Source organism: Hydrocarboniphaga sp. FW305-C-57 (genome assembly GCF_058783045.1).
This window is the reverse complement of sequence record NZ_JBYSYG010000006.1, coordinates 138,484-160,924: the sequence shown is the minus strand read 5'-3', so window position 1 is coordinate 160,924 and position 22,441 is coordinate 138,484. Positions and strand designations below refer to the sequence as shown.

Sequence of the window (22,441 nt, the reverse complement as noted above, 5' to 3'; positions counted from 1 at the left end):
AATTGCGACGAAACGCGCATTGGTGCCCGAGGCCGGAATCGAACCGGCACAACCGTGAGGTCGAGGGATTTTAAGTCCCTTGTGTCTACCAGTTTCACCACTCGGGCGAGCGACTTTCGCAACATCGCGAACGCGCTCGGGAAGCGGCGTTCGCAAGATGATCGGAAAAATGGAGGCTGGGGTCGGAATTGAACCGGCGTACGCGGATTTGCAGTCCGCTGCATGACCACTCTGCCACCCAGCCAGGGTGTCTAAGTCTACTCGCTGGCAGGTGCCATGAGTGAAAGAAAAAACCCCGGTTTACCCGGGGTTTTCTTGAGCCTGGAGCGGGAAACGGGATTCGAACCCGCGACCTCAACCTTGGCAAGGTTGCGCTCTACCAACTGAGCTATTCCCGCGAAGAGGCGCGCATTTTAGCGTTTGAAGCCTCTGTGTCAACAACCTTTTTTGAAATTCCCCGAAAATCTTTTTTGCCGCTTCGCTTGCAATCCCGCGCTTTCTCGCGAACCGCTCAAAGCGGATGGTCTTCCTTCATGTACGGCCATGCCGCCTTCAGATACAGCAGCATCGACCACACCGTCAGCACCGCCGCAATGAACAGGATGCCGAAGCCGATCTTGTAGATCGGGATGCCGTAGAACGGAATGCCCCAGAGCATCATGCCGATGGCCACCATCTGGAAGATGGTCTTGAACTTGCCGACCTTGCCGACCGCCACGCTGGTGCGCTGGCCGAGTTCGGCCATCCATTCGCGCAGTGCCGAGATCGTGACCTCGCGGCCGATGATGATGGCGACGAGCACCGCGAGCAACCGCCCTCGCCCTTCGGCGACTTCGGCGTCGAGCAGCATGATCAGGGTGACGGTGACGAGCAGCTTGTCGGCGACCGGATCGAGGAAGGCGCCGAACTTGGACGTCTGCCCCCATTTGCGGGCCAGGTAACCGTCGATCCAGTCGGTCACGCAAGCCGCCGCATAGAGCAGCGTGGCGATCTGGCGCGAGTGTTCGATCGGTAGGTAAAACAGAACGAGCACGACCGGAATCACAGCGACGCGCAGCACCGTGAGCAGGTTGGGCAGATTCATGTTCATGGACCGAGTATCAGCTTTTTTGGGCTTCCGTGCGCTTTTACGCGCCCGCGACCTTCGTCGCAATGAATCGACCGCCCGATGCTCCTCAGTCGCGATAGAACGCATAGATGCGCTCGGCCAGCGTGCGGCTCACGCCTTCGACCTGGGCGAGCTGGTCGACCGTCGCGCGGCGCAGCTGCGCGGTGCCACCGAAAGCGTTGAGCAATGCGCGCCGGCGGGCGGGCCCGAGGCCTTCGATCGATTCGAGACCCGAGGTGAGCCTGGCCTTTTCGCGTCGGCCGCGATGCCCGGTAATCGCGAAGCGATGCGCCTCGTCGCGTATGCGCTGGATCAGGTGCAGCGCCGGCGAATCGGCCGCAAGCCGCAGCGGGAACTCCATCTCGGGAAGGATCAGCTCTTCGAGGCCTGGCTTGCGCGTCGGGCCCTTGGCGATCGCGACGATGCGCAGATCCTCGATGCCGAGTTCGTCAAGCGCTTCGAGCGCGGAGTTGAGCTGGCCCTGGCCGCCGTCGATGAACAGCACGTCGGGCTTCTGCACCTCGCCGTTCTTGATGCGCGCGAAACGCCGGCCGACGGCCTGCTTGATCGCCGCGTAGTCGTCACCCGGCGTGATGCCGTCGATGTTGAACTTGCGATAGCTCGCCTTGATCGGCCCGTCTTCGCCGAACACCACGCACGAGGCGACCGCCTTCTCACCGCGCGTATGGCTGATGTCGAAGCACTCCATGCGCTTGGGCGGCTGTTCGAGATCGAGCGCGCGCTGCAATTCGAGCAGGCGCTGATCCATGCTCGCGGACTCGACGAGCCGCGTCGACAGCGCCTGCAGCGCGGTGTTCTGCGCGATCTCGACGAGCTGCAGCTTGGCGCCGCGCTGCGGGTGGCGAATCGCGACCTTGCGCCCGGCGTGCTGGCTGATCGCCTGTTCGAGCCAGTCGAGGTCCTCGAGTTCGTGGCTGATCAGGATCTCGGGCGGCGCCGGATACTGCGCGTAATGCTGGCTGATGAAGCTGTCGAGCAGCTCGCTGATTTCGGCATGCGGCGGATGCTTCGGGAAATGGCTGCGATGGCCGAGATTCACGCCATCGCGCACGCTCATCACGACGACACAGCTCGAACCCGCATGCGGCGCGACCGCCACCACGTCGAGCGCATCGGCGCCACCGGTCATCACGCGGTTCTCGCGCACGCGCTTGAGCGCGGCGATCTGATCGCGCAGGCGCGCGGCGAGTTCGAACTCCAGAGCTTCCGAGGCCTGTTCCATTTCGGTCCCGAGTTCGCGCGCGAGCTCGTCGCCGCGCCCTTCGAGCAGGCGCCCGGCCTTGGCGATGTCCTTGGCGTAATCCTCGGGCGAAATCAGGTTCACGCAGGGCGCGCTACAGCGCTTGATCTGGTGCTGCAGGCACGGCCGTTCACGATGGGCGAAGAAGCTGTCGCGGCAAGGCCGCAGGCGGAACAGCTTCTGCAGGGTGTAAAGCGTTTCGCGCACCGCAGTCGCATTCGGAAACGGGCCGAAGTAGCGATCGGGCGGCGTCTTCGCGCCGCGGTAGTAGCTGATGCGCGGATAACGGTGCGCGCTGAAACGGACGTACGGATAACTCTTGTCATCGCGATACATGACGTTGTATCGCGGCCCGAACTCCTTGATCAGGTTGTTCTCGAGGATCAGCGCCTCGTCTTCGGTGCGCGTGACCGTGACTTCGATGCGCCGGATCTGCGAGACCATCGATTCGATGCGCGGGCTGCCCGAAGCGCGCAGGAAGTACTGCCCGACACGCTTCTTGAGATTGCGCGCCTTGCCGACGTATAGCAGCTCGTCCGCGCCACCGTACATGCGGTAGACGCCCGGATGCGTGGTGAGCTGCGACAGGAATGCGCGGGAATCGAAACTGTCTGCGGGAGAAGACGCCATCGTCGGTCAACGCCGGTTCTGCGACCGGCTCGGAGAAGTCACGGGCCGGCTTTGTCTTCCAGCAGGCCATAACGCATCGCCATGCGCGTGAGCTCGACGTCGTTGGTGACGTTGAGCTTCTCGAACAGGCGATAGCGGTAGGTGCTCACGGTCTTTGGCGACAGGTGCAGGCGATCGGAGATCTCCTGCGTGCCATAGCCCTTGGTGACCATCAGCATGACCTGGGTTTCGCGCTGGCTGAGCTGCTCGAACGGCGAATTGCCGCTGCCGCGCACGAGCGTCGCCGCGAGATTGCCGGCGACATCGGCCGCCACGTAGTGACCGCCCGCATGCACGCGGCGGATCGCGGCGACCACCTCGTCGGCGGCCGAATCCTTGCTCAGGTAACCTGCGGCGCCGCCGGCCAGGAAGCGGCTCGGATACGGTTCCTCCATGTGCATCGAGACGGCGATGACCTTGGTCGTCGGCGAACGCTGCAGCAGGCGGCGCGTGCATTCGAGCCCGCCGATGCCAGGCATGTTGATGTCCATGAGCACGACGTCGGGAGAATGTTCGCGCGCGAGGTCGAGCGCCTCTTCGCCGCTGCTGGCTTCGGCGACGACACTCATGTCGGACACTTCCTGCAGTACACGGCGAAGTCCGGCTCGGACGAGGCGGTGGTCGTCCACCAGCATGATCTTGATCATCGTTCCCTGAGTATACCGATCGCTGAAAACTACTTGATGGGCCAGTAAAGGTCGGTGGCGAGCTCGGCCTCCGGCGCCGTCGCCGGATCGCTCACGTACTGCTCCCAGCGATCGCCGTTGTCTTCGAGACCGGCGGCAGTCTTGAAGCTCCTGAGCGCCGCGTAATGTGCGGGTATCGAGGCGTAGGCGCCCTTGTGGCGGGCGTAGATCACCCAGCCCGCATAACTGCTGCGGCATTGCACGCCGCCCTCTTCGGCAGCCGGCGTGCAGGCCTGATCGAGCGGCAGCGCCGCGTCGACGGTCCACAGCTGCGTCTGCTCGTCATAGCGGCGCGTCACCGTGACCGCGGTGTCGACGATGCGCCGGCCGCTCGCGGCGACGAACTCGCCGATGCGGGTGTAAGCAGCCGTCAGCACCGGCCCGGCTTCGGCGAACGGCGTTTCCACGGGCAGCAGCGCGAGCGGGCGCGCGCTCACTTCGCGCAGGCTGAAACCGGCGCTCGTGAAATCGTCCTTCGGCAGGCTTTCGACGAAGGGCTTCAGGCGGCTCAGGCCCTTCTCGAAATCGGGGCCGATCATGCGGTCGAACAACAGGCCAAAGTAGCGATTGAGCAAGCTGCCGCCGAAGTTCGTGTCCATCGCCCAGACCAGCATCGTGCCCTCGCCTTCGGGCGTCAGCGTGTAGGTCAGCTGGTTTTCGGTGGACATGCTGTCGAAGGACAGGCGTACCTTGATCTGCGAGTACGGCGTCGCCTCGAGAATTTCCTGGCTTCCGCCGCCGACGTTCGGATCGTCGCTTTGCCACTTCTGCCGCGCGCCGGGGCCGAACGGGGCGCCGGAATACTGATACCGGGTCTTCGGATCCAGATCGGCCCAGGGCGACCAGCGATTGAACTGCTTGAAGCCGCCGAGCACCGCGTACACCGTCGCGGGCGGTGCGTCGATGAGCGTGCTGCGCTCGACATGCGCCTGGTCGGGAAGGAAAAAACCCACGCCGATCGCAGCCACGACGAAGATGACGAAGGCGATGAACAGCCCGCTGAGCACGCGCATCCAGTTTCCCCGGCCACCTGGGCCACCCCTTGTCGGCAAACCTTAATGGAAGCTTCAGGGATGCAGCAAGCGAAGCCGGGTGGGTGAACGTCGTGTCGGAAAAACAAAAAGCCCGGACAGGGTCCGGGCTTTTGTTCACTGCTGAGGATTCGCAGCGCTGGGGTCACGCTGGCCGTCGCGAACCGCTTGAAGCTCGATCCGCAGCGGCTTTGCGTACAAGAGGACTCGCGACGCTAGATCCCGGCTGACGCCGGGGCCCCTCTACGCTGCCCTTTGCGAACCGCTTGAAGCTCGATCCGCAGCGGCTTTGCGTACAAGAGGACTCGCGACGCTAGATCCCCGGCTAACGCCGGGGCCCCTCTACGCTGCCCTTTGCGAACCGCTTGAAGCTCGATCTGCAGCGACTTTGCGTACAAGAGGACTCGCGACGCTAGATCCCCGGCTGACGCCGGGGCCCCTCTACGCTGCTCGCCTCTTTAGTGAAACTGCTCTTCCTCGGTCGAACCCGTGAGGGCCTTGACGGAGGAGCTGCCGCCCTGGATCACGGTGGTCACGTCGTCGAAGTAGCCGGCACCGACTTCCTGCTGGTGCGAAACGAAGGTGTAGCCCTTCTCGCGAGCCGCGAATTCCGGCTCCTGCACCATGTTCACGTAGTGCTTCATGCCTTCGCCGCGCGCGTAGGCGTGGGCGAACTGGAAGGTGTTGTACCAGTTGACGTGGATGCCCGCGAGGGTGATGAACTGGTACTTGTAGCCCAGCGAGGACAGGTCTTCCTGGAACTTGGCGATCTGCGCGTCGTTGAGGTTCTTCTTCCAGTTGAACGAGGGCGAGCAGTTGTAGCTCAGCAGCTTGCCCGGGTTCTTGGCGAGCACGGCCTGGGCGAATTCACGCGCGAAGCCGATATCCGGCACGCCGGTTTCGCACCAGACGAGGTCGGCATACGGGGCATAGGCGACGCCGCGGCTGATGGCCTGCTCGAGGCCGTTCTTGACGCGGTAGAAACCTTCCTGCGTGCGCTCGCCGGTGAGGAAGGGCACGTCGTTGGCGTCGTGGTTCGAGGTGATGAGGTTCGCGGCCTCGGCGTCGGTACGCGCGAGCACGATGGTCGGCACGCCCATGACGTCGGCGGCGAAGCGGGCGGCGACGAGCTTCTCGATCGCTTCCTGCGTCGGCACGAGCACCTTGCCGCCCATGTGGCCGCACTTCTTCACGGCGGCCAGCTGGTCTTCGAAGTGCACGCCGGCGGCACCCGCGCCGATCATGTTCTTCATGAGTTCGAAGGCGTTCAGCACGCCGCCGAAGCCGGCTTCGGCGTCAGCGACGATCGGCAGGAAGTAGTCGACGAATTCCTTGGAGCCCGGCTCGATGCCGCGCGACCACTGGATTTCGTCGGCGCGCTTGAAGGTGTTGTTGATGCGGCGAACCATCGTCGGCACGGAGTCGTACGCGTAGAGCGACTGGTCCGGGTACATGGTTTCGCTGGTGTTGCCGTCGGCAGCGACCTGCCAGCCGGACAGGTAGACCGCTTCGAGGCCGGCCTTGGCCTGCTGCATGGCCTGACCGGCGGTGATCGCGCCGAACGCGTTCACGTAGCCCTTCTTGGCCTCACCGTTGACGAGCTTCCAGAGCTTCTCGGCGCCGCGCTTGGCCAGCGTGTATTCCGGCTGCAGGCTGCCGCGCAGGCGAACCACGTCGGCGGCGGTGTAATTGCGCTTGACGAGCTTCCAGCGGGGATTGGTCGCCCAGTCGTGTTCCAGGGCCTTGATTTGCTCTTCGCGGTTCATTGGCAGCGATTCCTCTAGGGATTGAGAAGACAGCGGTGTCGTGCGGCTTTCACACCCCGGAAAAGGGGTGCCAGCGGGCGCGGATCATAGCGAAGCAAGGGGCCGTTTCGCAATGCAGCATTGGTAAGACTTTAGTCTTCCATATTTAATTAATATGGATAAAAGCACAGCCAAACGTGCCGCCAATCGAATTCGACTCGCGGCCACATGAACGGGCAATGATCGGGTTTACGAACAGCGACTTAGCCGGGAGCAGGGGCGCTCGAAAAGGCTCTCAGGCGAGCTCTCAGGAAGAGGAGATTCAGCGCCGCCTGCAGGATCGTGGCGGCCACCGAAAGCCGCCAGATCCAGCCCGGCGCGAAATCGGAATGCCTGGACAACAAAGTTGCCGGCAGCAGGATCAGGGTGATGCGAATCGCCGAGCTGATCAGCGAGGGGCGCGTGTTGCCGAGCCCCGAAAACATGCCCGAGCAGGCGAACACCACGCCCGAGGCGAGCAGGTTCCACGAGATCCAGCGCAGGAAATCGGCGCCATAGGCGATCACCGCCGCGTCGTCCGTGAACGGGCGGAACATGGCCTCCGGCAGCAGATGGAAGGCGATCACGAAGATCAGACAGCCGCCGAGGCACCATTGGAGCGCGAGCCACCAGGCTTCGACGACACGATCGTGCCGGCGAGCACCGAAGTTCTGCCCGACGATGGCGGCGGTGGCGAACGAGATCGCCATCGACGGCATCATGCCCATCTGCAGGATGCGCATGCCGATGCCGAACGCCGCCTGCGGTTGCGGGCCGAAGGCGCGCAGCAAGGCCATCACGCTGACCAGATAAAGCCCCATGAGGCCGAATTCGAGGCCTGACGGCAACCCGATGCCGACCATGCGCTTCCACAGTGCGGCCCGCGGCTTCCAGGCGCCGGGATCGCGTCCGAAGAACTGCCCGCTGCGCAGCACCTGCGTCAGCATCACGGCAAAGCCGATCGCCACCGCAATGAGCGTCGCAAGCCCCGCCCCGCCGACCCCGAGCGGAACGCCGGTGCCCCAGCCGAAGATCAGGATCGGCGCGAGCACGATGTTGAGCAGCACGGTGCCGATCTGCGTGAGCGTCGAAATGCGCACGTTGCCGACCCCGCGCAATGCGGCACTGAGCACCATGCTCGGAATCTGCAGGGCCAGCGAGGGCACGAAACCGTTGAGGAACTCGACGACGAGCCCGGCCGTGTGCCGGTCGCCGGCGAGCGTATCGGCGTAGTGGCCCCGACCGAGAAAGAACAGCAGCCCGAACAGCCCGCCGAGCAACAGAGCCAGCAGCAAGGCCTGGTTGAACAAGGCCCGCACCGCCGGCAGGTCCTTGCGGCCCATCGCCTGGGCGACCAGCGCAGCCGCACCGACCGACAGCACCTGCCCGGCCGACATCACCACCATCATCAGATTGCTGCCGAGCGCGACCGCGGCGACCGCCTCGGCACCCAGGCGGCCGACCCAGAGCAGGTCGACGATGCCGTAGAGCGTCTGCACGATCATCGTCACGAGCATGAAGCCGCTCATGCGCAGCAGATGTCCGCGCACGGGCCCGCCGGTCAGATCCTGCATGGCCATAGCCGCTCTCTGGATGGATGAAGCGCGCCGCGAATGGCGGCTTCGAGACCGCTCAGCCGTGCAGCGGCTTGTCCGAAACCACGATGCCGTCGGCGTCGGCGTAGAGCCAGTCGCCATTGTGGAAGGTCACGCGCGCGAAGCTCACGGGCTTGTCGGACACCGCGCTGTGCAGGCCCTTTTCGCTCTTCTTCGGATGCAGGCCGAGCGCCTTCACGCCGATCGCCTGTGTCGCGATCTCGGCCGAATCGCGGATGTAGCCGAACACCACGATGCCGGCCCAACCGTTCTTCACGCCGAGCACGCCGAGGTTGCCGCCGACCAGCGCGCAGCGATCCGAACCGCCGCCGTCGACGACGAGCACGCGGCCCTCGCCGGGCGTTTCGAGCGTGGCACGAACCAGCGCGTTGTCCTCGAACACCTTGATCGTCTTCACTTGCCCGTAAAACGCCGTCTTGCCGCCGAAATCGCGAAAGATCGGAGCCGCGACCGGCGCATCGGGATGGGCATCGGAGAGATCGGTGGTGGCGAACGACATGACGAAGATCCTGAAGAAGTCGAAGAACGAAGGAATCAGCGGGCGCGACGCGCCAGGATCGGCGTCGCGAGCGCGAGCACGATCAGCACGACGAAAGTGATCAGCGTCCAGCCCGGCAGCGAAATGCCGAACAGTTGGGCATCGATCCTGGCGCAGTTGCCGTCGCCCTTGAGAATCATGGTCACGACCTCGCTGAGCGGGAACATGTCCATGAGGTAGCCGAGCGTCGGGCCGCAGGCCGGCACCTTGTCGGGCGGCAGCGACTGCAGCCAGACGTGACGACCCGCGATGCCCGCGCCGACGCCCGCGGCGAGCGCCGCGAGCAGCGAATACAGCCAACGCGGAGCCGAAGCCTTCGGGCCATGCAGGGCGCCGAGCAGGAAGAACACGCCCGCCACGAGCATCGCCACGCGCTGGAAGATGCACATCGGGCAAGGCTCGAAGCCCATGAACTTCTGCAGCACGATGATGGCGAACAGCAGCGCGCCGATGCAGAGCAGAAACCCGAGAAAGCTCAGCCCGCGATAGCTCGATAGCATGGCGAGCCCTCAGGCCACCGCGACCGGAATCTTGCCGATCTTGGCCTGCCAGATCTTCGGGCCAGTCTCGTGCACGGACTCGCCCTTGGAATCGACCGCCACGGTCACCGGCATGTCCTGCACTTCGAACTCGTAGATCGCTTCCATGCCGAGGTCTTCGAAGCCGACGACCTTGGCCGCGCGGATCGCCTTGGCGACCAGATAGGCCGCGCCGCCGACCGCCATCAGATAGGCGCTGCCGTGCTTCTTGATCGACTCGATCGCCGCCGGGCCGCGCTCGGACTTGCCGATCATCGTGATCAGGCCAGTCTGCGACAGCATCGTCTCGGTGAACTTGTCCATGCGCGTCGCCGTGGTCGGGCCGGCCGGGCCGACGACTTCGTCGCGGATCGGATCGACCGGGCCGACGTAGTAGATCGCGCGATTGGTGAAGTCCACCGGCAGCTTCTCGCCCTTGGCGAGCATGTCGGCGATGCGCTTGTGCGCCGCGTCGCGGCCCGTGAGCATCTTGCCGTTGAGCAGCAGGGTCTGGCCGGGCTTCCAGCTCGCGACTTCTTCCTTGGTCAGCGTGTCGAGGTTCACGCGCTTGGAGGTTTCGAGGTTCGCCTTCCAGGTCACCTGCGGCCAGTCCTCGAGCTTCGGCGTCGGCAGTTCGGCCGGGCCCGAGCCGTCGAGGTGGAAGTGCACGTGACGCGTCGCCGCGCAGTTCGGAATGATCGCCACCGGCAGATTGGCCGCGTGGGTCGGATAGTCGAGCACCTTGACGTCGACGACCGTGGTCAGGCCGCCGAGGCCCTGGGCGCCGATGCCGAGCGCATTGACCTTCTCGAACAGCTCCAGGCGCAGCTCTTCGGCGCGCGTCTTGGGGCCGCGGGCGATCAGCTCGTGGATGTCGACCGGGGCCATCAGCGATTCCTTGGCCAGCAGCATCGCCTTCTCGGGCGTGCCGCCGATGCCGACGCCGAGGATGCCCGGCGGGCACCAGCCGGCGCCCATGGTCGGAATGGTCTTGACGATCCAGTCGACGATCGAATCGCTCGGATTGAGCATCGCCATCTTCGACTTGGCTTCGGAGCCGCCGCCCTTGGCGGCGCAGATCACTTCGAGGTGGTCACCGTCGACGATCTCGTAGTGGATCACCGCGGGCGTGTTGTCCTTGGTGTTGTTGCGCTTGCCAGCCGGATCGGCCAGCACCGAGGCGCGCAGCTTGTTGTCCGGATGGTTGTAGGCCCGGCGCACGCCCTCGTTGATCATCTCGGTGACGGACAGCGTCGCGTCCCACTTCACGTGCATGCCGACCTTCAGGAACACGGTGGCAATGCCGGTGTCCTGGCAGATCGGACGCTTGCCCTCGGCGCTCATGCGCGAATTGGTCAGGATCTGCGCGATGGCGTCCTTGGCCGCCGGGTTCTGTTCCTTCTCGTAAGCCTCGCCGAGCGCGGTGACGTAGTCGAGCGGATGGTAGTAGCTGATGTACTGGAACGCGTCGGCAATCGACGCGATGAAGTCTTCCTGGCGGATCGTGGTCATGAGGGCTGGGAGCTTGCGGGCGTAGAAACGACGCCGCGCATGCTACCGGAATTACCGCGCCCTCGCCCCCGCCCGCCCGCGCCTGGCGGCCTCAGGCCGCCGCGTAGATCTTGTGGCTGTGGTGCGTCTTCGGCTCCCAGAGCTTGATGCCGTTCTCGATCTCCTCGGCCTGGATCAGCTCGCCGCCGCCGACCGAGGCGGTATCGACGAAGGCCGCTTCGAGCACGCGCGTCAGCGAGCGCACGTTGCCGTGCCAGCGGCAATCACGGATCGCCTTCCAGCCGCCTTCGGTGAGACCGAGCGGAGCCTTCCAGGACCCGCACTTGGCGCCGAGGCGAGCGAGCGTGGTGGCGATGACCGCGATCATGTCCTCCTCGCGCTTGTGCATCTCGGGCACTTCGAGAATGGCCGCGCCCATGCACGTGAATTCGTCGAGGTTGACCGAGTTCTGCAGCGTCTCCCAGCTGCGGTTGCTCGCGAACAGGATCGCGCAGTGGATCGGCTGCTTGGCCGAGGCGCCATACGGCAGGTACTGGCCGTTGTCGAGCGCCTCCATGAGCACTTCCATGACCGGGCCGGTGACGCCGTGCGCCTCGTCGATGAAGCAGACGCCGTCCCGCGCATGCAAAAACGATCCGGTGCGCGCACCGGCGCCCGGGAACGCGCCAGAGACATGGCCGCAGAGCAGCGACTTGATCGCCGCCTTGTCACCGGTGGCTTCGGCCGACAGGTTCACCGAAACGAAACGGCCCTTGTTGCGCACGAGCCAGTAGTAATACGCGAACGAGGTCTTGCCCGCGCCGGGCCCGCCGAGCAGGTAGGCGCGCGTGACGCCGTTTTCGGCGAAGCCGCGGATGCGCGCCGCGAGCTTGTGCAGCTGCGGCGAGAACGTGAAGAAATTCTTGTACGCGGTGTTCTCGATTTCGGGCGACACCGGCATGCGGATGACGTTGTCCTCGGTCACCGCGGTGAGCCGGTCGGGCAAGTGCTGGGCCACGGCCTGGACGCTGTTGGCGAGAATCAGGCGCGTGCCCGACAGCTTGCCGGCGTTGGCACGCGCATCGAGCCAGCGGCCGAGCGCCGCGAGCTGCGTGGTGTTGATCGCGATAATCAGCGTGGTCTTGTGTCCGGCCGCGCGCTGGGACAGCACCGCGTCGGCGATCGCATCGAGCTGCGAGGGCTCGAGATGCAACGCCAGCACGAACGGGGCGTCGATGCGGATCGAACCCGCCGCCGCAGCGATCTCGACGCTCTGCGATTGCGGCAGCTGGCGCTCGAGCTCGGCGCGCGTCGCCGGGTCGGACAGCAGGCCACCGCTCGCGAAGACCTTGACGAAGCTCGGCGCCGCCGCAGTCTTGCCGGCGAAGCCTTCGGTTTCGCGCTTGGCCGTTTTCCCTATCCCCAGCATGACTCACCTCATTCCATTGGTCGCCCCGCAGGCGATCTGGTTCCAAGCCTAGGGGCTGATCCGGGCGTCACCGCAACAGTGCCGATGAACCCGGCGATAGCGCCGATCAGCGGTGGAGCGACGACGGATCGCGGGTCGGGTTCCGCCTTCGGCTGCGCGGCCGCGCCTCCTTTTACCGCTTCCACGCGGGAACCGCGAGCCGCCCGTCGGCTAGAATAGGCCTCATCTCCCGCCTTGCCCTTCACGATGAATCTGACTTCGCTGTCCGCCATTTCGCCCGTCGACGGCCGTTACGCCGAGAAGACCGTCAGCCTGCGCCCCATCTTCAGCGAGTTCGGGCTCATGCGGTACCGCGTCATCGCCGAAGTTCGCTGGCTGCAGGCCCTCGCCGCCCACCCGGGCATTCCCGAAGTGCCGACGCTGTCCAGGGACGCCAACGAGCGCCTCGAGAAGATCCTGCAGGGCTTCGACGTGACCGAGGCCCAGCGCGTCAAGACCATCGAGCAGACCACCAACCACGACGTCAAGGCGGTCGAGTACTACCTCAAGGAAAAGATCGGCAGCCACGCCGAACTCGCCAGCATCCGCGAGTTCATCCACTTCGCCTGCACCTCCGAGGACATGAACAACCTCTCGCACGCGATGATGCTGCGCGATGCGCGCAGCCAGGTGTTGCTGCCCTGGCTCGACAAACTCATCGGCCTGATCGACGTCAACGCCAAGCGTCTCGCCGAGCAGCCCATGCTCACGCGCACGCACGGCCAGCCGGCCTCGCCGAGCACGCTCGGCAAGGAGCTCGCGGTGTTCGTGCATCGCCTGCGCCGCCAGCGCGAACAGTTCGCCGCGGTGCCGCTGCTCGGCAAGGCCAACGGCGCGGTCGGCAACTACAGCGCGCATCTGGCCGCGTATCCGGACGTGGACTGGACCGCGTTCGCGGGCGCCTTCGTCTCGGGCCTGGAGCTGGAGCTGTCGCCGGCCACCACGCAGATCGAGCCGCACGACTACATCGCCGAATACTTCCACGTCCTCACGCGCGTCAACACGATCCTGATCGACTTCTGCCGCGATGTCTGGGGTTATATCTCGCTCGGCTACTTCCGCCAGAAGACGGTCGAAGGCGAAGTCGGCAGTTCGACGATGCCGCACAAAGTCAACCCGATCGACTTCGAGAACGGCGAAGGCAATCTCGGCATCGCCAACGCGATCCTCCAGCACCTGGCCGAGAAGCTGCCGATCTCGCGCTGGCAGCGCGACCTCACCGATTCGACGGTGCTGCGCAACCTTGGCGTCGGCGCAGCGCATTCGCTGATCGCCTACCAGTCGATCGAAAAGGGCATGAAGAAGCTCGAGGCCGATGCCTGGCGCCTCGGCCGCGATCTCGACGACAACTGGGAGGTGCTCGGCGAGGCGATCCAGACCGTCATGCGCCGCTACGGCCTGCCCGAACCCTACGAGCAGCTCAAGCGCCTCACGCGCGGACAGAAGATCGGCCGCGATGCGATTCGCGCCTTCGTGCAGGAGCTAGCCATTCCGCAGGCCGATCGCGAGCGCCTGCTGGCGATGACGCCGGCGAGCTATCTCGGCAACGCGGCCCAGCAGGCCAAGCCGGACTGATGGCGGCCGATCCGACTTCTGGCGGCGATGCGGGGCCGGCTTCCGAGCCGACACCGGAGTCGGTTCTCGGCCATCTGGAATTCGCCGACAAGGCCCTGCAGATGCTGCGCTGCGCGCGCAGCGAGGTGCTGATCTTCTCGCACGATCTCGATCGCCGCATCTACAGCAGCGAGCCGCTCGTCAAGCTGCTGCGCGGCTTTCTGCTGGAGCATCGGCGCGGCCGCTTGCGCGGGCTCGTGCAGTCTCCGCGCAGTGTCACGCAGGGGGCGCACCGGCTCGTCGAACTCGCGCGCTCGCTGTCGAGCCGCATGGAGTTTCGCGAATGCGGCGATCCGTGGCGCGACTCCGGCGAAGAGTATCTGATCGTCGATCAGCGCCAGCTGCTCATCAAGAGCGACCGCCACGAAGTCGAAGCGCGCTACTACGCCGATGCGCCGCTGCTTGCCCGTGAGCAGCTGCGCCAGTTCGAAAACGCCTGGCAGGTGTCGACGGTATCGCGGGAGTTCTCCGACTTGAGGCTCTGAAGCCGGCGCTGCAAACGAAAAACGCGGGCTCGATGCCCGCGTTTTTGCTGGTGCCGCGAGCTGCCCCCGATCAGGCGCTGAGAGCCGCCTGCCGCTTTTCCCAGGCCGCGAGTTCCTTGCGGTAGCGCGAGAGATTGAACAGCAGGCCCAGGCCGCAGATGGCCAGGTGCAGGGCGCAGAAGAACACGCCTTGCTGGAGATAATCGAACGACAGAAAGCCCAGCATCAGGCTCAGCGCGGCCGCGACGACCATCAGCACGAGTACGAGCGAGAAGCGCGGCATCAGCGACTGCCGCGCGGCCACCGAGATCAGCAGCAGGGCGAACGGAATGCCGGTCGCCGCGAGGTAGCGGTAGTCGAGCTTGGGCAGCAGGTGCAGATTGGCCGCGAAGAAGTTCGGCGCCCACCAGAGCAGCGCGCCCATCGCCACCAGCACGTACAAGGCCAGGCCCAGGCTTTGCAGAAAACGGCTCATCTCATTGTTCCTTGCTACCGGATGATGGTCGTGCGGCATCGGAAGCTGTCCGCAGTATAGCCAGCCGCCTTGCGGCTTCGGCCTTGATTCGTTGCTGACGATCGGCCGTCGCCCTCGCCCACTCGGCGATCTCGGCGAGCGATCGGCCACAGCCCACGCAAAGCTTGTCGGCATTGAGCTGGCAGACGCCGACGCACGGCGACTGCACCGGCGTCGAAGCCGCGAAAGCCACAGGCTCTTGGGCCGTCATCGATGGGCAATTGTGACGATAGTCATAGCCGATTAAACCATGGGACGCGAGCATTCCGCATCGCTACACTAAGTCTTATCCACAGCCATTCGACGTGACGTTCATGACTCTCGCGCCCCGCTCCCGCTGCTTGCTCGCCTTGACCATGATGCAAGCCAGCCTCGTGATCGGTGGCTGCGCGTCGGCGCCGCCGCAGAGCGCCGACCCGAACACCGGCTTCCTGCCCGAGGGCTACGCAGAGCGACTCGCCTACACCGATGGCCTCGCGTCCGGCTTCAAGGTCAGCGGCGATCAGCGCCGCGTGCTGCAGTACTACGTTTCCGACACCATTCATCTCGTGCGTTCGTCCTCCGGCGGCCAGAGCGGCGTTCGCGACGGACGCCTGGTCAGCAGCAGCTCGCAGGCCGTGCGTGAAATCGTCATCGACAGCGGAACGCCCGGCGTGGTGCTCGCGAGCGGCCCGCGCTGGATGGCGGTGAGCTTCGAGCCCGGCAGCTACCTGTACTTCATCTCCGATGCCCCGCGTTCGGTCTGGCTCGGCAACGAATACGATCGCGAACGCTATTACCTGTACCTGCCCGACTGGAACGGCCAGGGCGGCACGGTGAAGCTCGGCAACACGACCTACGTGGCGGTCGACAGCAGCATTCGCGCACACCTGATGGTCGATCGTGAAAGCTTCAGCAGCATGGATGCGCAGCAGCGCCGCCAGCCCGGACGCCTGCTGTATCCGAATGCGCCTTAGGCTCGCTCGATCCGAAACCGCCGGCTCGGCCCGGCGAACGAGAAGCGCAGCAAAGAAAAAGCCCCGCATCTGCGGGGCTTTTTCGTGAGGCCATCGTGCCGGTCGATCCTTACGGTTTCTCGATGACCTTGACGTCGAGCTCGTCGAGATCGACGCGGCGATTCTTCGCGCGGCCTTCTTCGGTGTCGTTGCCGGCGACCGGACGCGTCTCGCCGTAACCCTCGACGAACAGGCGGTACTTGCTGACGCCCTTGTCGACGAGATACTTGCGCACGTTCTCGGCGCGCAGCAGCGAGAGCATGAGGTTGTAGTCGGAGCGGCCCACGCCATCGGTGTGGCCTGCGACCTCGATCACCAGGTCGCGCTGGCCGTTGAGGCCGACCGCGGCCTGATCGAGCAGCGTCTTGGCCTCCGGCGTCAGCTCGGCCGAAGCCTTGGCGAAGCGGATGTTGTCGAGCACCACCTTGCCGCCGACCACGCAGCCCTTCTCGTCGACGGTCGCGCCGGCCGGCGTCGTCGGGCAGGCGTCGGAATCGTCCGCGACGCCGTCGCCATCGCTGTCGGCGACTTCGGCCGGAGCGGCCGGGCAGCCGTTCGCATCGACTGGCGTGCCTTCGGGCGTGCCCGGGCAGAGATCGAGCGTGTCCGGAACGCCGTCGCGATCGGAATCGACCGAGCAATCCTTGCGACCGGTCACCGGATCGACCACGGCCAGGCCGCAATCGCCTTCGAGCGGCGCAGCGGCGGGCGGTTCTTCGGAAGCGGCGCCGCGACCGAGCGGATACCACAAGCCCACGCGCAGCTGGGTATCGAGCAGGAAGCTCTTGTCGGCGACCGCATCGTCGGGGAACGAGCCGATCAGGCGCACTTCGGTACGCAGCGACAGCCCGCTCCTGGACAGCGGAAAGCCGATGCCCGCGCCGGTGGTCAGCGCCGGCGCGTAGTGATCGTCGTTGAGCACGTCGTCGTAGACGAGGCCGACGCCGCCGAGCACGTACGGGATGAAGCTCGGCAGGTAGGATTCGAGGCCTTCGCTCTGCTCCCAGCCGAACAGGCCGAAGTGATGCACGTAGCTCGCGAACAGGCCGACCTGCGCATCGCTGCCGCCGATGTCGCGGTCGCGTTTGAGACCATAGAGATCGAACTCGATGCCGCCGTTGGTCCGGCTCGCGAGCGGAATCTGGAAACTCAGCTGGCCGCCGAAGCCATCGTCGGAATCGCGATCGCTATCGGGGAACTCGTAGAGCGCGCCGCCGCCGATCACGTAAGGCAGATCGTCCTGCGCGAATGCCGACGACGACATCCAACCGGCCAGCGCCATCGCGGCCCCTGCTACCCATCGCTTCATTCCCCTGCTCCCTGACAAGCTCATCATCTGTAATGGTTTTTGGCGCAGAACGCGCACCTTGCGCGACTGTACGGAAGCCGGGCTCCGGCTTCAATCAAAACGAAGACGAGAAACGTAGAAGCGACAACGCGCATGAAATCTCGCGCAATGGTAACTGCCAGGCTTTTTAGGCCTCCCGTCTCGCGCTGCCCGTCTCCCGGCCTTTCTGCTTCATCGCCCTCGCGCATTCGGTCACCAGCTCCGGCCCGCGATAGATGAAACCGCTGTAGACCTGCACGAGGTTCGCTCCGGCTTCCTGCTTGAGCACCGCATCGCGCCCCGACATGACGCCGCCGACGCCGATCAGCGCAAAATCCGCGCCCGCGAGCGCGCGCAGGCGACGCAGCGTTTCGGTCGCGCGCGGCAGCAGCGGAGCACCCGACAGCCCGCCGGCCTCCTTCGCGAGCGCATGGTCTTCGAGGCCCGGGCGCTCGATCGTCGTGTTGGTGGCGATGAGTCCGTCGATACCCTCTTCGCGCGCGACCGTGACGATGCCGGTGAGCTGGGCCTCGGGAACGTCGGGCGCGATCTTCACGAGCATCGGCACCCGCTTGCCGTGCTGCTGCGCAAGGCCGCGAGCGCGCTCGACGAGCGTGCGCAGCAGGGCGCGCAGACGCTCCTCATCCTGCAGGTCGCGCAGGTTCTTGGTGTTTGGCGAGGAGATGTTGACGGTGATGTAGTGCGCGCTCGAATAAACCTTCTCGAGCCCGATGCGGTAGTCGTCGACCGCGTTGTCGATCGGCGTGTCGGCGTTCTTGCCGATGTTGATGCCGAGCACGCCCGAGAAGCTCGATTCGCGCACGCGCTGCAGCAGGTAATCGACGCCCTTGTTGTTGAAGCCCAGGCGGTTGATCAGCGCCTGATGCTCTGGAATGCGGAACATGCGCGGACGCGGATTGCCGGGCTGCGGACGCGGCGTCACCGTGCCGATCTCGACGAAGCCGAAACCGAGGCGATCCCAGGCCTCGAGGCAATCGCCGTTCTTGTCGAGGCCGGCCGCCAAGCCGATGCGATTGCGGAAGCGCAGGCCCATCAGATCGACCGGATCCTTGATCGGCGAAAAAGCGAACGGCGCCGTCGTGAGCCTGGGCCAGCGCTGGAACAGATCGAGCGTGATTTCGTGCGCGCGCTCGGCATCGACGCGGAACAAGGCATTGCGGGCCAGCGAGTAGAGCAAACTCATGATCGACGACGGGAAGGATTCGAAGTTGGAGAGGGAGAGGTCTGCAGCGCCGGCATGTTCGGCGCGGCCTGCATCCAGGCGGCTGCGCGCTGCGGCTCGACCGGACGCGGCCTGGGCTTGTGCATTGGCGGAGCGAGCAGCGAGCCGAGCGCCTTCGGCAAGCGGCGAGCCACCGACCGACGCAATCCGAGCGTTTCCTCGCGCAGCCATTCGCTCGTCGCGAGCAGCGGCAGGCGCGTGAATGAAATGCCGAGATCGCGCAGCAGCAGCGACTTGGATTCGTTCTCGTACAGCGTACTGAAGCTGCCGGCCGCCGCGAACAGGGCGCGCGACAGGTGCAGGTAATCGCGACGCAGAACCAGGCCGGCCTGCTGCGTGTTCGACATCAGGTGAATGACGGTCTGCCCGCGCAGGTACAGGCCCTTGAGCCCGCCACGCTGCAGCTGCGAAATGAAGTTCTGGCGATTGAGCGGCGTCACGCCCTTGCGCTGCAAGGTGTCGTCGAGGGCTGCGCGAATCTCGTCGCGCCGCGCCGCGTTCTTGCGCGGATGCGTGGACATTTCGATCAGCGTGTCGGTCAGCAGCTCGGTGTCGGCGAGCACGGCTGCGGCAAGGTAATCCCAGACCGCACGCCACTTGCCGTCGAGGCTCACGACATTGCCCCAGTCGATCAGGTGCAAGCTGCCGTCCGAGCCGACCATGACGTTGCCCGGATGCAGGTCGCCATGGATCTCGCCGTAGACGAAGCCGTGATGCAGCACCGAGTACAGCAGGCGCTCGGCGATGCGAGCCTGGAAGCGCCGGCGATCGCGACGGCTCAGGCGACGCATCGCCCGCGTGAGGCTCGTCGCATCGGACAGGTATTCCATCTCGATGATGCGATGCGTATGGCTGTACAGCGCGGGCACGCGCCAGAGCGCGCTGCGCAGGCTGCGATCGTAGAAGCGCTCGTGATTGCGCGCCTCCTGATCGAAATCGAGCTCCATCATGAAGCCGGCGACGAATTCGTCGACCTGCTCCTGCATCGCACGCAGGAACGGCGCGAGCTTGGAATGCGGGGCCCAGTACTGGCTCGACATGATCGCGAGCCCGAGCACGAGCTTGCCGATGGCGAATTCGCGATCGAGATTCTGCCGGCCGATCTTGACGACCACCGGACGCAGCACTTCGAGCCCGTTTTCGAGGAAGGGCTTCTTGGCCACGTAGACGCTGCCGATCGAGCCCGAGCGCACCGGGCGCGCGGTGTCGAAATCCATGTACAGCTCGTGCGGTGCACGGCCGTAGCATTCGAGGAAGGCCGCTTCGACTTCGGTCGCCGTCATCGGCGGCACGTCCTCGTGGAAGACCGCGAGTTCCCGGGCGATTTCCTCGGGCAGGAAGTCCGCATTGGCTGCGGCGACCTGCGCCATCTTGACGAAGAACGGGCCGAATTCGCGCACCATGTTCGCGATGATCTGCGCCTGCGCCTTGAAGTCCTTCGGGTCGGCCTGGAAGAACGGCTTGATATGGCGCAAGGCGCGAATCTGCCGGCGCATGATCGCCACGTCGCCGCGCACCGTGGCCGCGCGCAGCATCACCTCGCGCAGCTGCCACTCGTTGAAGCGGCGTCCGGCCTTGAGCACGTTGATGGTCTCGACGAGCAGCGGCTCGTAGGTGCGCAGCACCAGACGAACCATGTCGAGCGACAGCTCGCCAAGGCCCTTGAGCTCGGGCGAGGCGAACAGCTCGTCGAAGAAGCGCCAGAACTCCTGCACGAGCGCGTCGGGTACCTGCACCGGGCTGCGTGCGACCGCCTGCTCGACGACGTAGCGGATCAGGTCCTCGGTGGACTGCTCGTTCGGAATCAGCCGGCGCGCACGCAGGTACGCGGTGACACGCTCGCTCGAACGCAGCAGCGGATGGCGATACAGGCTCTCGAAGACGACGTCGATCGAGGACGACAGTTCGTCGCGCGTGATGTCGGACTCGGAAGCCAGCTGCTTGAACAGCGGCTTGAAGCCCTGCGTGACCCGGTAGGTCGAGACCGTCAGCGCGCCGAGATCACGCAGCAAGCCCAAGCGTGGCGCGCGCTGCGCCTCGTCGCCAGGAGCTTGCGGGTCGCTCACGGAAGCGTCAGCCAATGCCCCAGCTTGTTGGCCTTGGCGCGCAGATAAGCCTCGTTGTGCGGGTTCAGGCCCGATTCCACCGGCACGCGCTCGGTGACTTCGATGCCGTCGGAGGTCAGCGCATCGAGCTTACGCGGGTTGTTGGTCATGAGCCGGATGCGCGGCAGGTTCATCTGCCGTAGCAGGTCGACCGCGAGGCCGTATTCGCGAGCATCGGCCGGAAAGCCGAGCTGATGATTGGCCTCGACGGTATCGCGCCCGGTGTCCTGCAGCGCATAGGCGCGGATCTTGTTGCCGAGACCGATGCCGCGGCCTTCCTGGCGCAGATACAGCACCGCGCCACGGCCGGCCTCGGCGATCTTGGCGAGCGCCGCGTGCAGCTGGAAGCCGCAATCGCAGCGCAGCGAAAACAGCGCGTCGCCCGTGAGGCACTCGGAGTGCACGCGCACGAGCGGCGGCTCACCCGACAGGTCGCCGAGCGCGATGACGACATGTTCCTTCTCGTCCGGGGCCCGAAATACCGTGATCCGAAACTCGGCGAACGGCGTCGGCAGTTTCGATTCGGCGATTTTGACGAGGTTGGTACGGTCAGTCGTTCGCGCGTTGGCGACGGGCTTCATCAAGCACCCATGAAATTCTGTCCACAGACACGTAGCGTGCGGCCGTTGACGCCAGATGCAAGGGGGCTGGCCATGAACGTAACGGCTTCTGCAATGTCGATCGGCAGACCGCCCTGGTTCAATGAAGACAGACGGCGGCCTACCTCGCGAGGAATCGTCGGCATCGCGGCGGTCATCTGGGTTTCGATGAAACCCGGAGCCACGGCGTTGATCGCGCCGCCGCGCTTGGCCATCTGCGAGGCCAGCGTTTCCACATAGCCAATGATACCGGCTTTGGTCGCCCCGTAGTTGGTCTGGCCGGCGTTGCCCGAGATGCCGCCGATCGACGAGATGCAGACGATGCGCGCGCCCGTGTTGAGCCCGCCATCGAATAGCCGCTCGTTGATGCGCAGGATAGAGCCCAGGTTGATGTCGAGCACCTGATCCCACCAGTGCACGGGCATGTTGCGCAGCATCTTGTCCCGGGTCACGCCGGCGTTGTGGATGACGATATCGAGCGGGCCGGCTTCGCGCAGCAGGCGATCACCCGCATCGGCGGCGGTGACGTCGAGCGCCAGGCCGCGGCCGTTGATGCGGCTCATCGTCGCGCCGAGTGCGCCTTCTTCCTGCGGACGATCGACGCCGATGACCTGCGCGCCTTCACGCGCGAGCGTTTCGGCAATCGAAGCGCCGATGCCGCGTGCCGCGCCGGTGACGACGGCGGTCTTGCCGGCCAGCGGCAGCACGAAGGAGTCGGGCACGCCTGCGGCAGGCGCATTGAGCGCGAGGATCTGCGCATCGACGTAGGCCGAGTGCTCGGTCAGGAAGAAGCGCAGCGCCCCGGCGATGGTCGGCTCGGCGCCCGCGTTGACCTCGAGCAGGTTGGCCGTCGCGCCCTTCTTGCCGATCTCCTTGCCGAGCGACTTGATGAAGCCGCGCAGCGCCATCGACATCGTGTAGGCCCCGACCGAGTCGGTCGACGCAGCCGCACGCGAAACGATCAGCACGCGGCCGTTCGGCGCGAGCTTGGCCAGGCGTGGCTGCAGGAAGTCGTAGAGCTGGCGCAGACCGGCCACCGAGTCGATGCCGCTCGCATCGAACACGAAGGCGTGCACGGCCTTGGCTTCCGGCGCTTCGGTCTTGAGCGCGACGCGCGCTTCGGCGGCGGCGGCCTTGATCGGCGGCAGGCCCGGCAGATCGGCGCTCACGAAGATGCTGGCGCCCATGCGGTCGAGCGCCTGCACGAGCGCAGCCGACAGCTCGGCGTTGCGCGCACCGGCGAGCACCACCGCGCGATCGGTCAGCGGCAGCGCTTCGTAACCGGCCTTGGCCCGGCGCAGGCGCGGCGGCGTCGGCATGCCGATCAGGCCGGCGATCTGCTTGCCGAGCGGCGATTGAGTGAAATCCAGCAGACGATCGCTCATGACG

General features: G+C 65.5%; 20 protein-coding genes and 3 tRNA genes. 3 read left to right on the top strand and 20 right to left on the bottom strand.

Features of this window, described 5'->3' with window-relative positions; all coding sequences use genetic code 11:
* Positions 1–20: 20 nt before the first annotated feature.
* The 13 genes from AC3WUM_RS14035 to AC3WUM_RS13975 form a co-directional block, all read right to left on the bottom strand.
* Positions 21–107 (bottom strand) — tRNA-Leu (locus tag AC3WUM_RS14035).
* Positions 108–170: 63 nt separating this feature from the next.
* Positions 171–244, bottom strand: a tRNA-Cys gene (locus tag AC3WUM_RS14030).
* Positions 245–322: 78 nt separating this feature from the next.
* Positions 323–398: transfer RNA gene (locus tag AC3WUM_RS14025), tRNA-Gly, on the bottom strand.
* A gap of 113 nt (positions 399–511) precedes the next feature.
* Entirely contained in the window at positions 512–1,090 is a 579-nt protein-coding gene (gene pgsA, locus AC3WUM_RS14020) for a CDP-diacylglycerol--glycerol-3-phosphate 3-phosphatidyltransferase (RefSeq protein WP_007187470.1), read from the bottom strand.
* A gap of 85 nt (positions 1,091–1,175) precedes the next feature.
* Positions 1,176–2,999, bottom strand: coding sequence for an excinuclease ABC subunit UvrC (uvrC, locus tag AC3WUM_RS14015; RefSeq protein WP_492410954.1), 1,824 nt, complete (start codon positions 2,997–2,999; stop codon positions 1,176–1,178).
* A gap of 38 nt (positions 3,000–3,037) precedes the next feature.
* Positions 3,038–3,685, bottom strand: coding sequence for a UvrY/SirA/GacA family response regulator transcription factor (gene uvrY, locus AC3WUM_RS14010; RefSeq protein ID WP_007187472.1), 648 nt, complete (start codon positions 3,683–3,685; stop codon positions 3,038–3,040).
* A 29-nt stretch (positions 3,686–3,714) separates the two neighbouring features.
* Positions 3,715–4,737, bottom strand: coding sequence for an SRPBCC family protein (locus AC3WUM_RS14005; RefSeq protein ID WP_492410953.1), 1,023 nt, complete (start codon positions 4,735–4,737; stop codon positions 3,715–3,717).
* A 476-nt stretch (positions 4,738–5,213) separates the two neighbouring features.
* The gene (gene aceA / locus AC3WUM_RS14000; protein WP_492410952.1) at positions 5,214–6,521 is read right to left on the bottom strand and encodes an isocitrate lyase; all 1,308 of its coding nucleotides are present in this window, start codon (positions 6,519–6,521) and stop codon (positions 5,214–5,216) included.
* A 242-nt stretch (positions 6,522–6,763) separates the two neighbouring features.
* Positions 6,764–8,119: an MATE family efflux transporter gene (locus AC3WUM_RS13995; protein ID WP_492410951.1), complete on the bottom strand. Its 1,356-nt coding sequence runs from the start codon at positions 8,117–8,119 to the stop codon at positions 6,764–6,766.
* Positions 8,120–8,171: 52 nt separating this feature from the next.
* The gene (rraA, locus tag AC3WUM_RS13990; RefSeq protein ID WP_492410950.1) at positions 8,172–8,654 is read right to left on the bottom strand and encodes a ribonuclease E activity regulator RraA; all 483 of its coding nucleotides are present in this window, start codon (positions 8,652–8,654) and stop codon (positions 8,172–8,174) included.
* A 35-nt stretch (positions 8,655–8,689) separates the two neighbouring features.
* Positions 8,690–9,193, bottom strand: a complete 504-nt coding sequence (locus AC3WUM_RS13985) for a disulfide bond formation protein B (RefSeq protein WP_492410949.1) — start codon at positions 9,191–9,193, stop codon at positions 8,690–8,692.
* A gap of 9 nt (positions 9,194–9,202) precedes the next feature.
* Positions 9,203–10,723 carry a fumarate hydratase gene (locus AC3WUM_RS13980; RefSeq protein ID WP_492410948.1) on the bottom strand — a complete coding sequence of 507 codons (1,521 nt, stop codon included), beginning with the start codon at positions 10,721–10,723 and terminating at the stop codon, positions 9,203–9,205.
* Between the two features lie 91 nt (positions 10,724–10,814).
* Positions 10,815–12,131 carry a sigma 54-interacting transcriptional regulator gene (locus AC3WUM_RS13975; protein ID WP_492410947.1) on the bottom strand — a complete coding sequence of 439 codons (1,317 nt, stop codon included), beginning with the start codon at positions 12,129–12,131 and terminating at the stop codon, positions 10,815–10,817.
* 246 nt (positions 12,132–12,377) lie between these two features.
* Here AC3WUM_RS13975 and purB point away from each other — a divergent pair, with 246 nt between their 5' ends.
* Together purB and AC3WUM_RS13965 are read left to right on the top strand one after the other, a co-directional pair.
* On the top strand, positions 12,378–13,745 hold the full coding sequence (purB, locus tag AC3WUM_RS13970; protein WP_492410945.1) for an adenylosuccinate lyase: 1,368 nt from the start codon (positions 12,378–12,380) through the stop codon (positions 13,743–13,745).
* A complete protein-coding gene (locus AC3WUM_RS13965) occupies positions 13,745–14,269 on the top strand; it encodes a DUF7931 domain-containing protein (RefSeq protein WP_492410943.1) in 525 nt (174 codons plus the stop codon). The genes purB and AC3WUM_RS13965 overlap by 1 nt, the downstream gene beginning before the upstream one ends.
* 70 nt (positions 14,270–14,339) lie before the next feature.
* Here the strand turns inward: AC3WUM_RS13965 and AC3WUM_RS13960 are convergent, their stop codons facing one another.
* Positions 14,340–14,744 (bottom strand): hypothetical protein, encoded by a 405-nt coding sequence (locus AC3WUM_RS13960; protein ID WP_492410942.1) that lies wholly within the window; start codon positions 14,742–14,744, stop codon positions 14,340–14,342.
* A 1-nt stretch (position 14,745) separates the two neighbouring features.
* The gene (locus AC3WUM_RS13955) at positions 14,746–15,048 is read right to left on the bottom strand and encodes a DUF1289 domain-containing protein (RefSeq protein ID WP_492410941.1); all 303 of its coding nucleotides are present in this window, start codon (positions 15,046–15,048) and stop codon (positions 14,746–14,748) included.
* 91 nt (positions 15,049–15,139) lie between these two features.
* Between AC3WUM_RS13955 and AC3WUM_RS13950 the strand changes: the two genes are divergently transcribed.
* Positions 15,140–15,739, top strand: a complete 600-nt coding sequence (locus tag AC3WUM_RS13950) for a hypothetical protein (protein WP_492410940.1) — start codon at positions 15,140–15,142, stop codon at positions 15,737–15,739.
* Positions 15,740–15,848: 109 nt separating this feature from the next.
* Here the strand turns inward: AC3WUM_RS13950 and AC3WUM_RS13945 are convergent, their stop codons facing one another.
* The 5 genes from AC3WUM_RS13945 to AC3WUM_RS13925 all read right to left on the bottom strand — a co-directional run bounded on the left by AC3WUM_RS13945 (position 15,849) and on the right by AC3WUM_RS13925 (position 22,437).
* Entirely contained in the window at positions 15,849–17,087 is a 1,239-nt protein-coding gene (locus AC3WUM_RS13945) for an OmpA family protein (protein WP_492410938.1), read from the bottom strand.
* Between the two features lie 166 nt (positions 17,088–17,253).
* Positions 17,254–18,309 carry a quinone-dependent dihydroorotate dehydrogenase gene (locus AC3WUM_RS13940; protein WP_492410937.1) on the bottom strand — a complete coding sequence of 352 codons (1,056 nt, stop codon included), beginning with the start codon at positions 18,307–18,309 and terminating at the stop codon, positions 17,254–17,256.
* Complete coding sequence (locus AC3WUM_RS13935; RefSeq protein WP_492410935.1) at positions 18,306–20,414, bottom strand: AarF/UbiB family protein; 2,109 nt, start codon at positions 20,412–20,414, stop codon at positions 18,306–18,308. Before AC3WUM_RS13935 ends, AC3WUM_RS13940 begins: the two co-directional genes overlap by 4 nt.
* Positions 20,411–21,034, bottom strand: coding sequence for a GTP cyclohydrolase II (gene ribA / locus AC3WUM_RS13930; RefSeq protein WP_492410933.1), 624 nt, complete (start codon positions 21,032–21,034; stop codon positions 20,411–20,413). Before ribA ends, AC3WUM_RS13935 begins: the two co-directional genes overlap by 4 nt.
* Positions 21,034–22,437, bottom strand: coding sequence for a 3-oxoacyl-ACP reductase (locus tag AC3WUM_RS13925; protein ID WP_492410931.1), 1,404 nt, complete (start codon positions 22,435–22,437; stop codon positions 21,034–21,036). The genes ribA and AC3WUM_RS13925 overlap by 1 nt, the downstream gene beginning before the upstream one ends.
* Positions 22,438–22,441: the final 4 nt, after the last annotated feature.

Coding starts and splice junctions, on each gene's coding strand:
- AC3WUM_RS13980 (WP_492410948.1), bottom strand. CDS start 10,723: ATGACCACGATCCGCCAGGAAGACTTCATCGCGTCGATTGCCGACGCG.
- aceA (WP_492410952.1), bottom strand. CDS start 6,521: ATGAACCGCGAAGAGCAAATCAAGGCCCTGGAACACGACTGGGCGACC.
- purB (WP_492410945.1), top strand. CDS start 12,378: ATGAATCTGACTTCGCTGTCCGCCATTTCGCCCGTCGACGGCCGTTAC.
- AC3WUM_RS13995 (WP_492410951.1), bottom strand. CDS start 8,119: ATGGCCATGCAGGATCTGACCGGCGGGCCCGTGCGCGGACATCTGCTG.
- AC3WUM_RS13945 (WP_492410938.1), bottom strand. CDS start 17,087: ATGAAGCGATGGGTAGCAGGGGCCGCGATGGCGCTGGCCGGTTGGATG.
- AC3WUM_RS13955 (WP_492410941.1), bottom strand. CDS start 15,048: ATGCTCGCGTCCCATGGTTTAATCGGCTATGACTATCGTCACAATTGC.
- pgsA (WP_007187470.1), bottom strand. CDS start 1,090: ATGAACATGAATCTGCCCAACCTGCTCACGGTGCTGCGCGTCGCTGTG.
- AC3WUM_RS13950 (WP_492410940.1), top strand. CDS start 15,140: ATGATGCAAGCCAGCCTCGTGATCGGTGGCTGCGCGTCGGCGCCGCCG.
- AC3WUM_RS14005 (WP_492410953.1), bottom strand. CDS start 4,737: ATGCGCGTGCTCAGCGGGCTGTTCATCGCCTTCGTCATCTTCGTCGTG.
- rraA (WP_492410950.1), bottom strand. CDS start 8,654: ATGTCGTTCGCCACCACCGATCTCTCCGATGCCCATCCCGATGCGCCG.
- AC3WUM_RS13985 (WP_492410949.1), bottom strand. CDS start 9,193: ATGCTATCGAGCTATCGCGGGCTGAGCTTTCTCGGGTTTCTGCTCTGC.
- uvrC (WP_492410954.1), bottom strand. CDS start 2,999: ATGGCGTCTTCTCCCGCAGACAGTTTCGATTCCCGCGCATTCCTGTCG.
- AC3WUM_RS13960 (WP_492410942.1), bottom strand. CDS start 14,744: ATGAGCCGTTTTCTGCAAAGCCTGGGCCTGGCCTTGTACGTGCTGGTG.
- uvrY (WP_007187472.1), bottom strand. CDS start 3,685: ATGATCAAGATCATGCTGGTGGACGACCACCGCCTCGTCCGAGCCGGA.
- AC3WUM_RS13925 (WP_492410931.1), bottom strand. CDS start 22,437: ATGAGCGATCGTCTGCTGGATTTCACTCAATCGCCGCTCGGCAAGCAG.
- AC3WUM_RS13940 (WP_492410937.1), bottom strand. CDS start 18,309: ATGAGTTTGCTCTACTCGCTGGCCCGCAATGCCTTGTTCCGCGTCGAT.
- AC3WUM_RS13965 (WP_492410943.1), top strand. CDS start 13,745: ATGGCGGCCGATCCGACTTCTGGCGGCGATGCGGGGCCGGCTTCCGAG.
- AC3WUM_RS13975 (WP_492410947.1), bottom strand. CDS start 12,131: ATGCTGGGGATAGGGAAAACGGCCAAGCGCGAAACCGAAGGCTTCGCC.
- ribA (WP_492410933.1), bottom strand. CDS start 21,034: ATGAAGCCCGTCGCCAACGCGCGAACGACTGACCGTACCAACCTCGTC.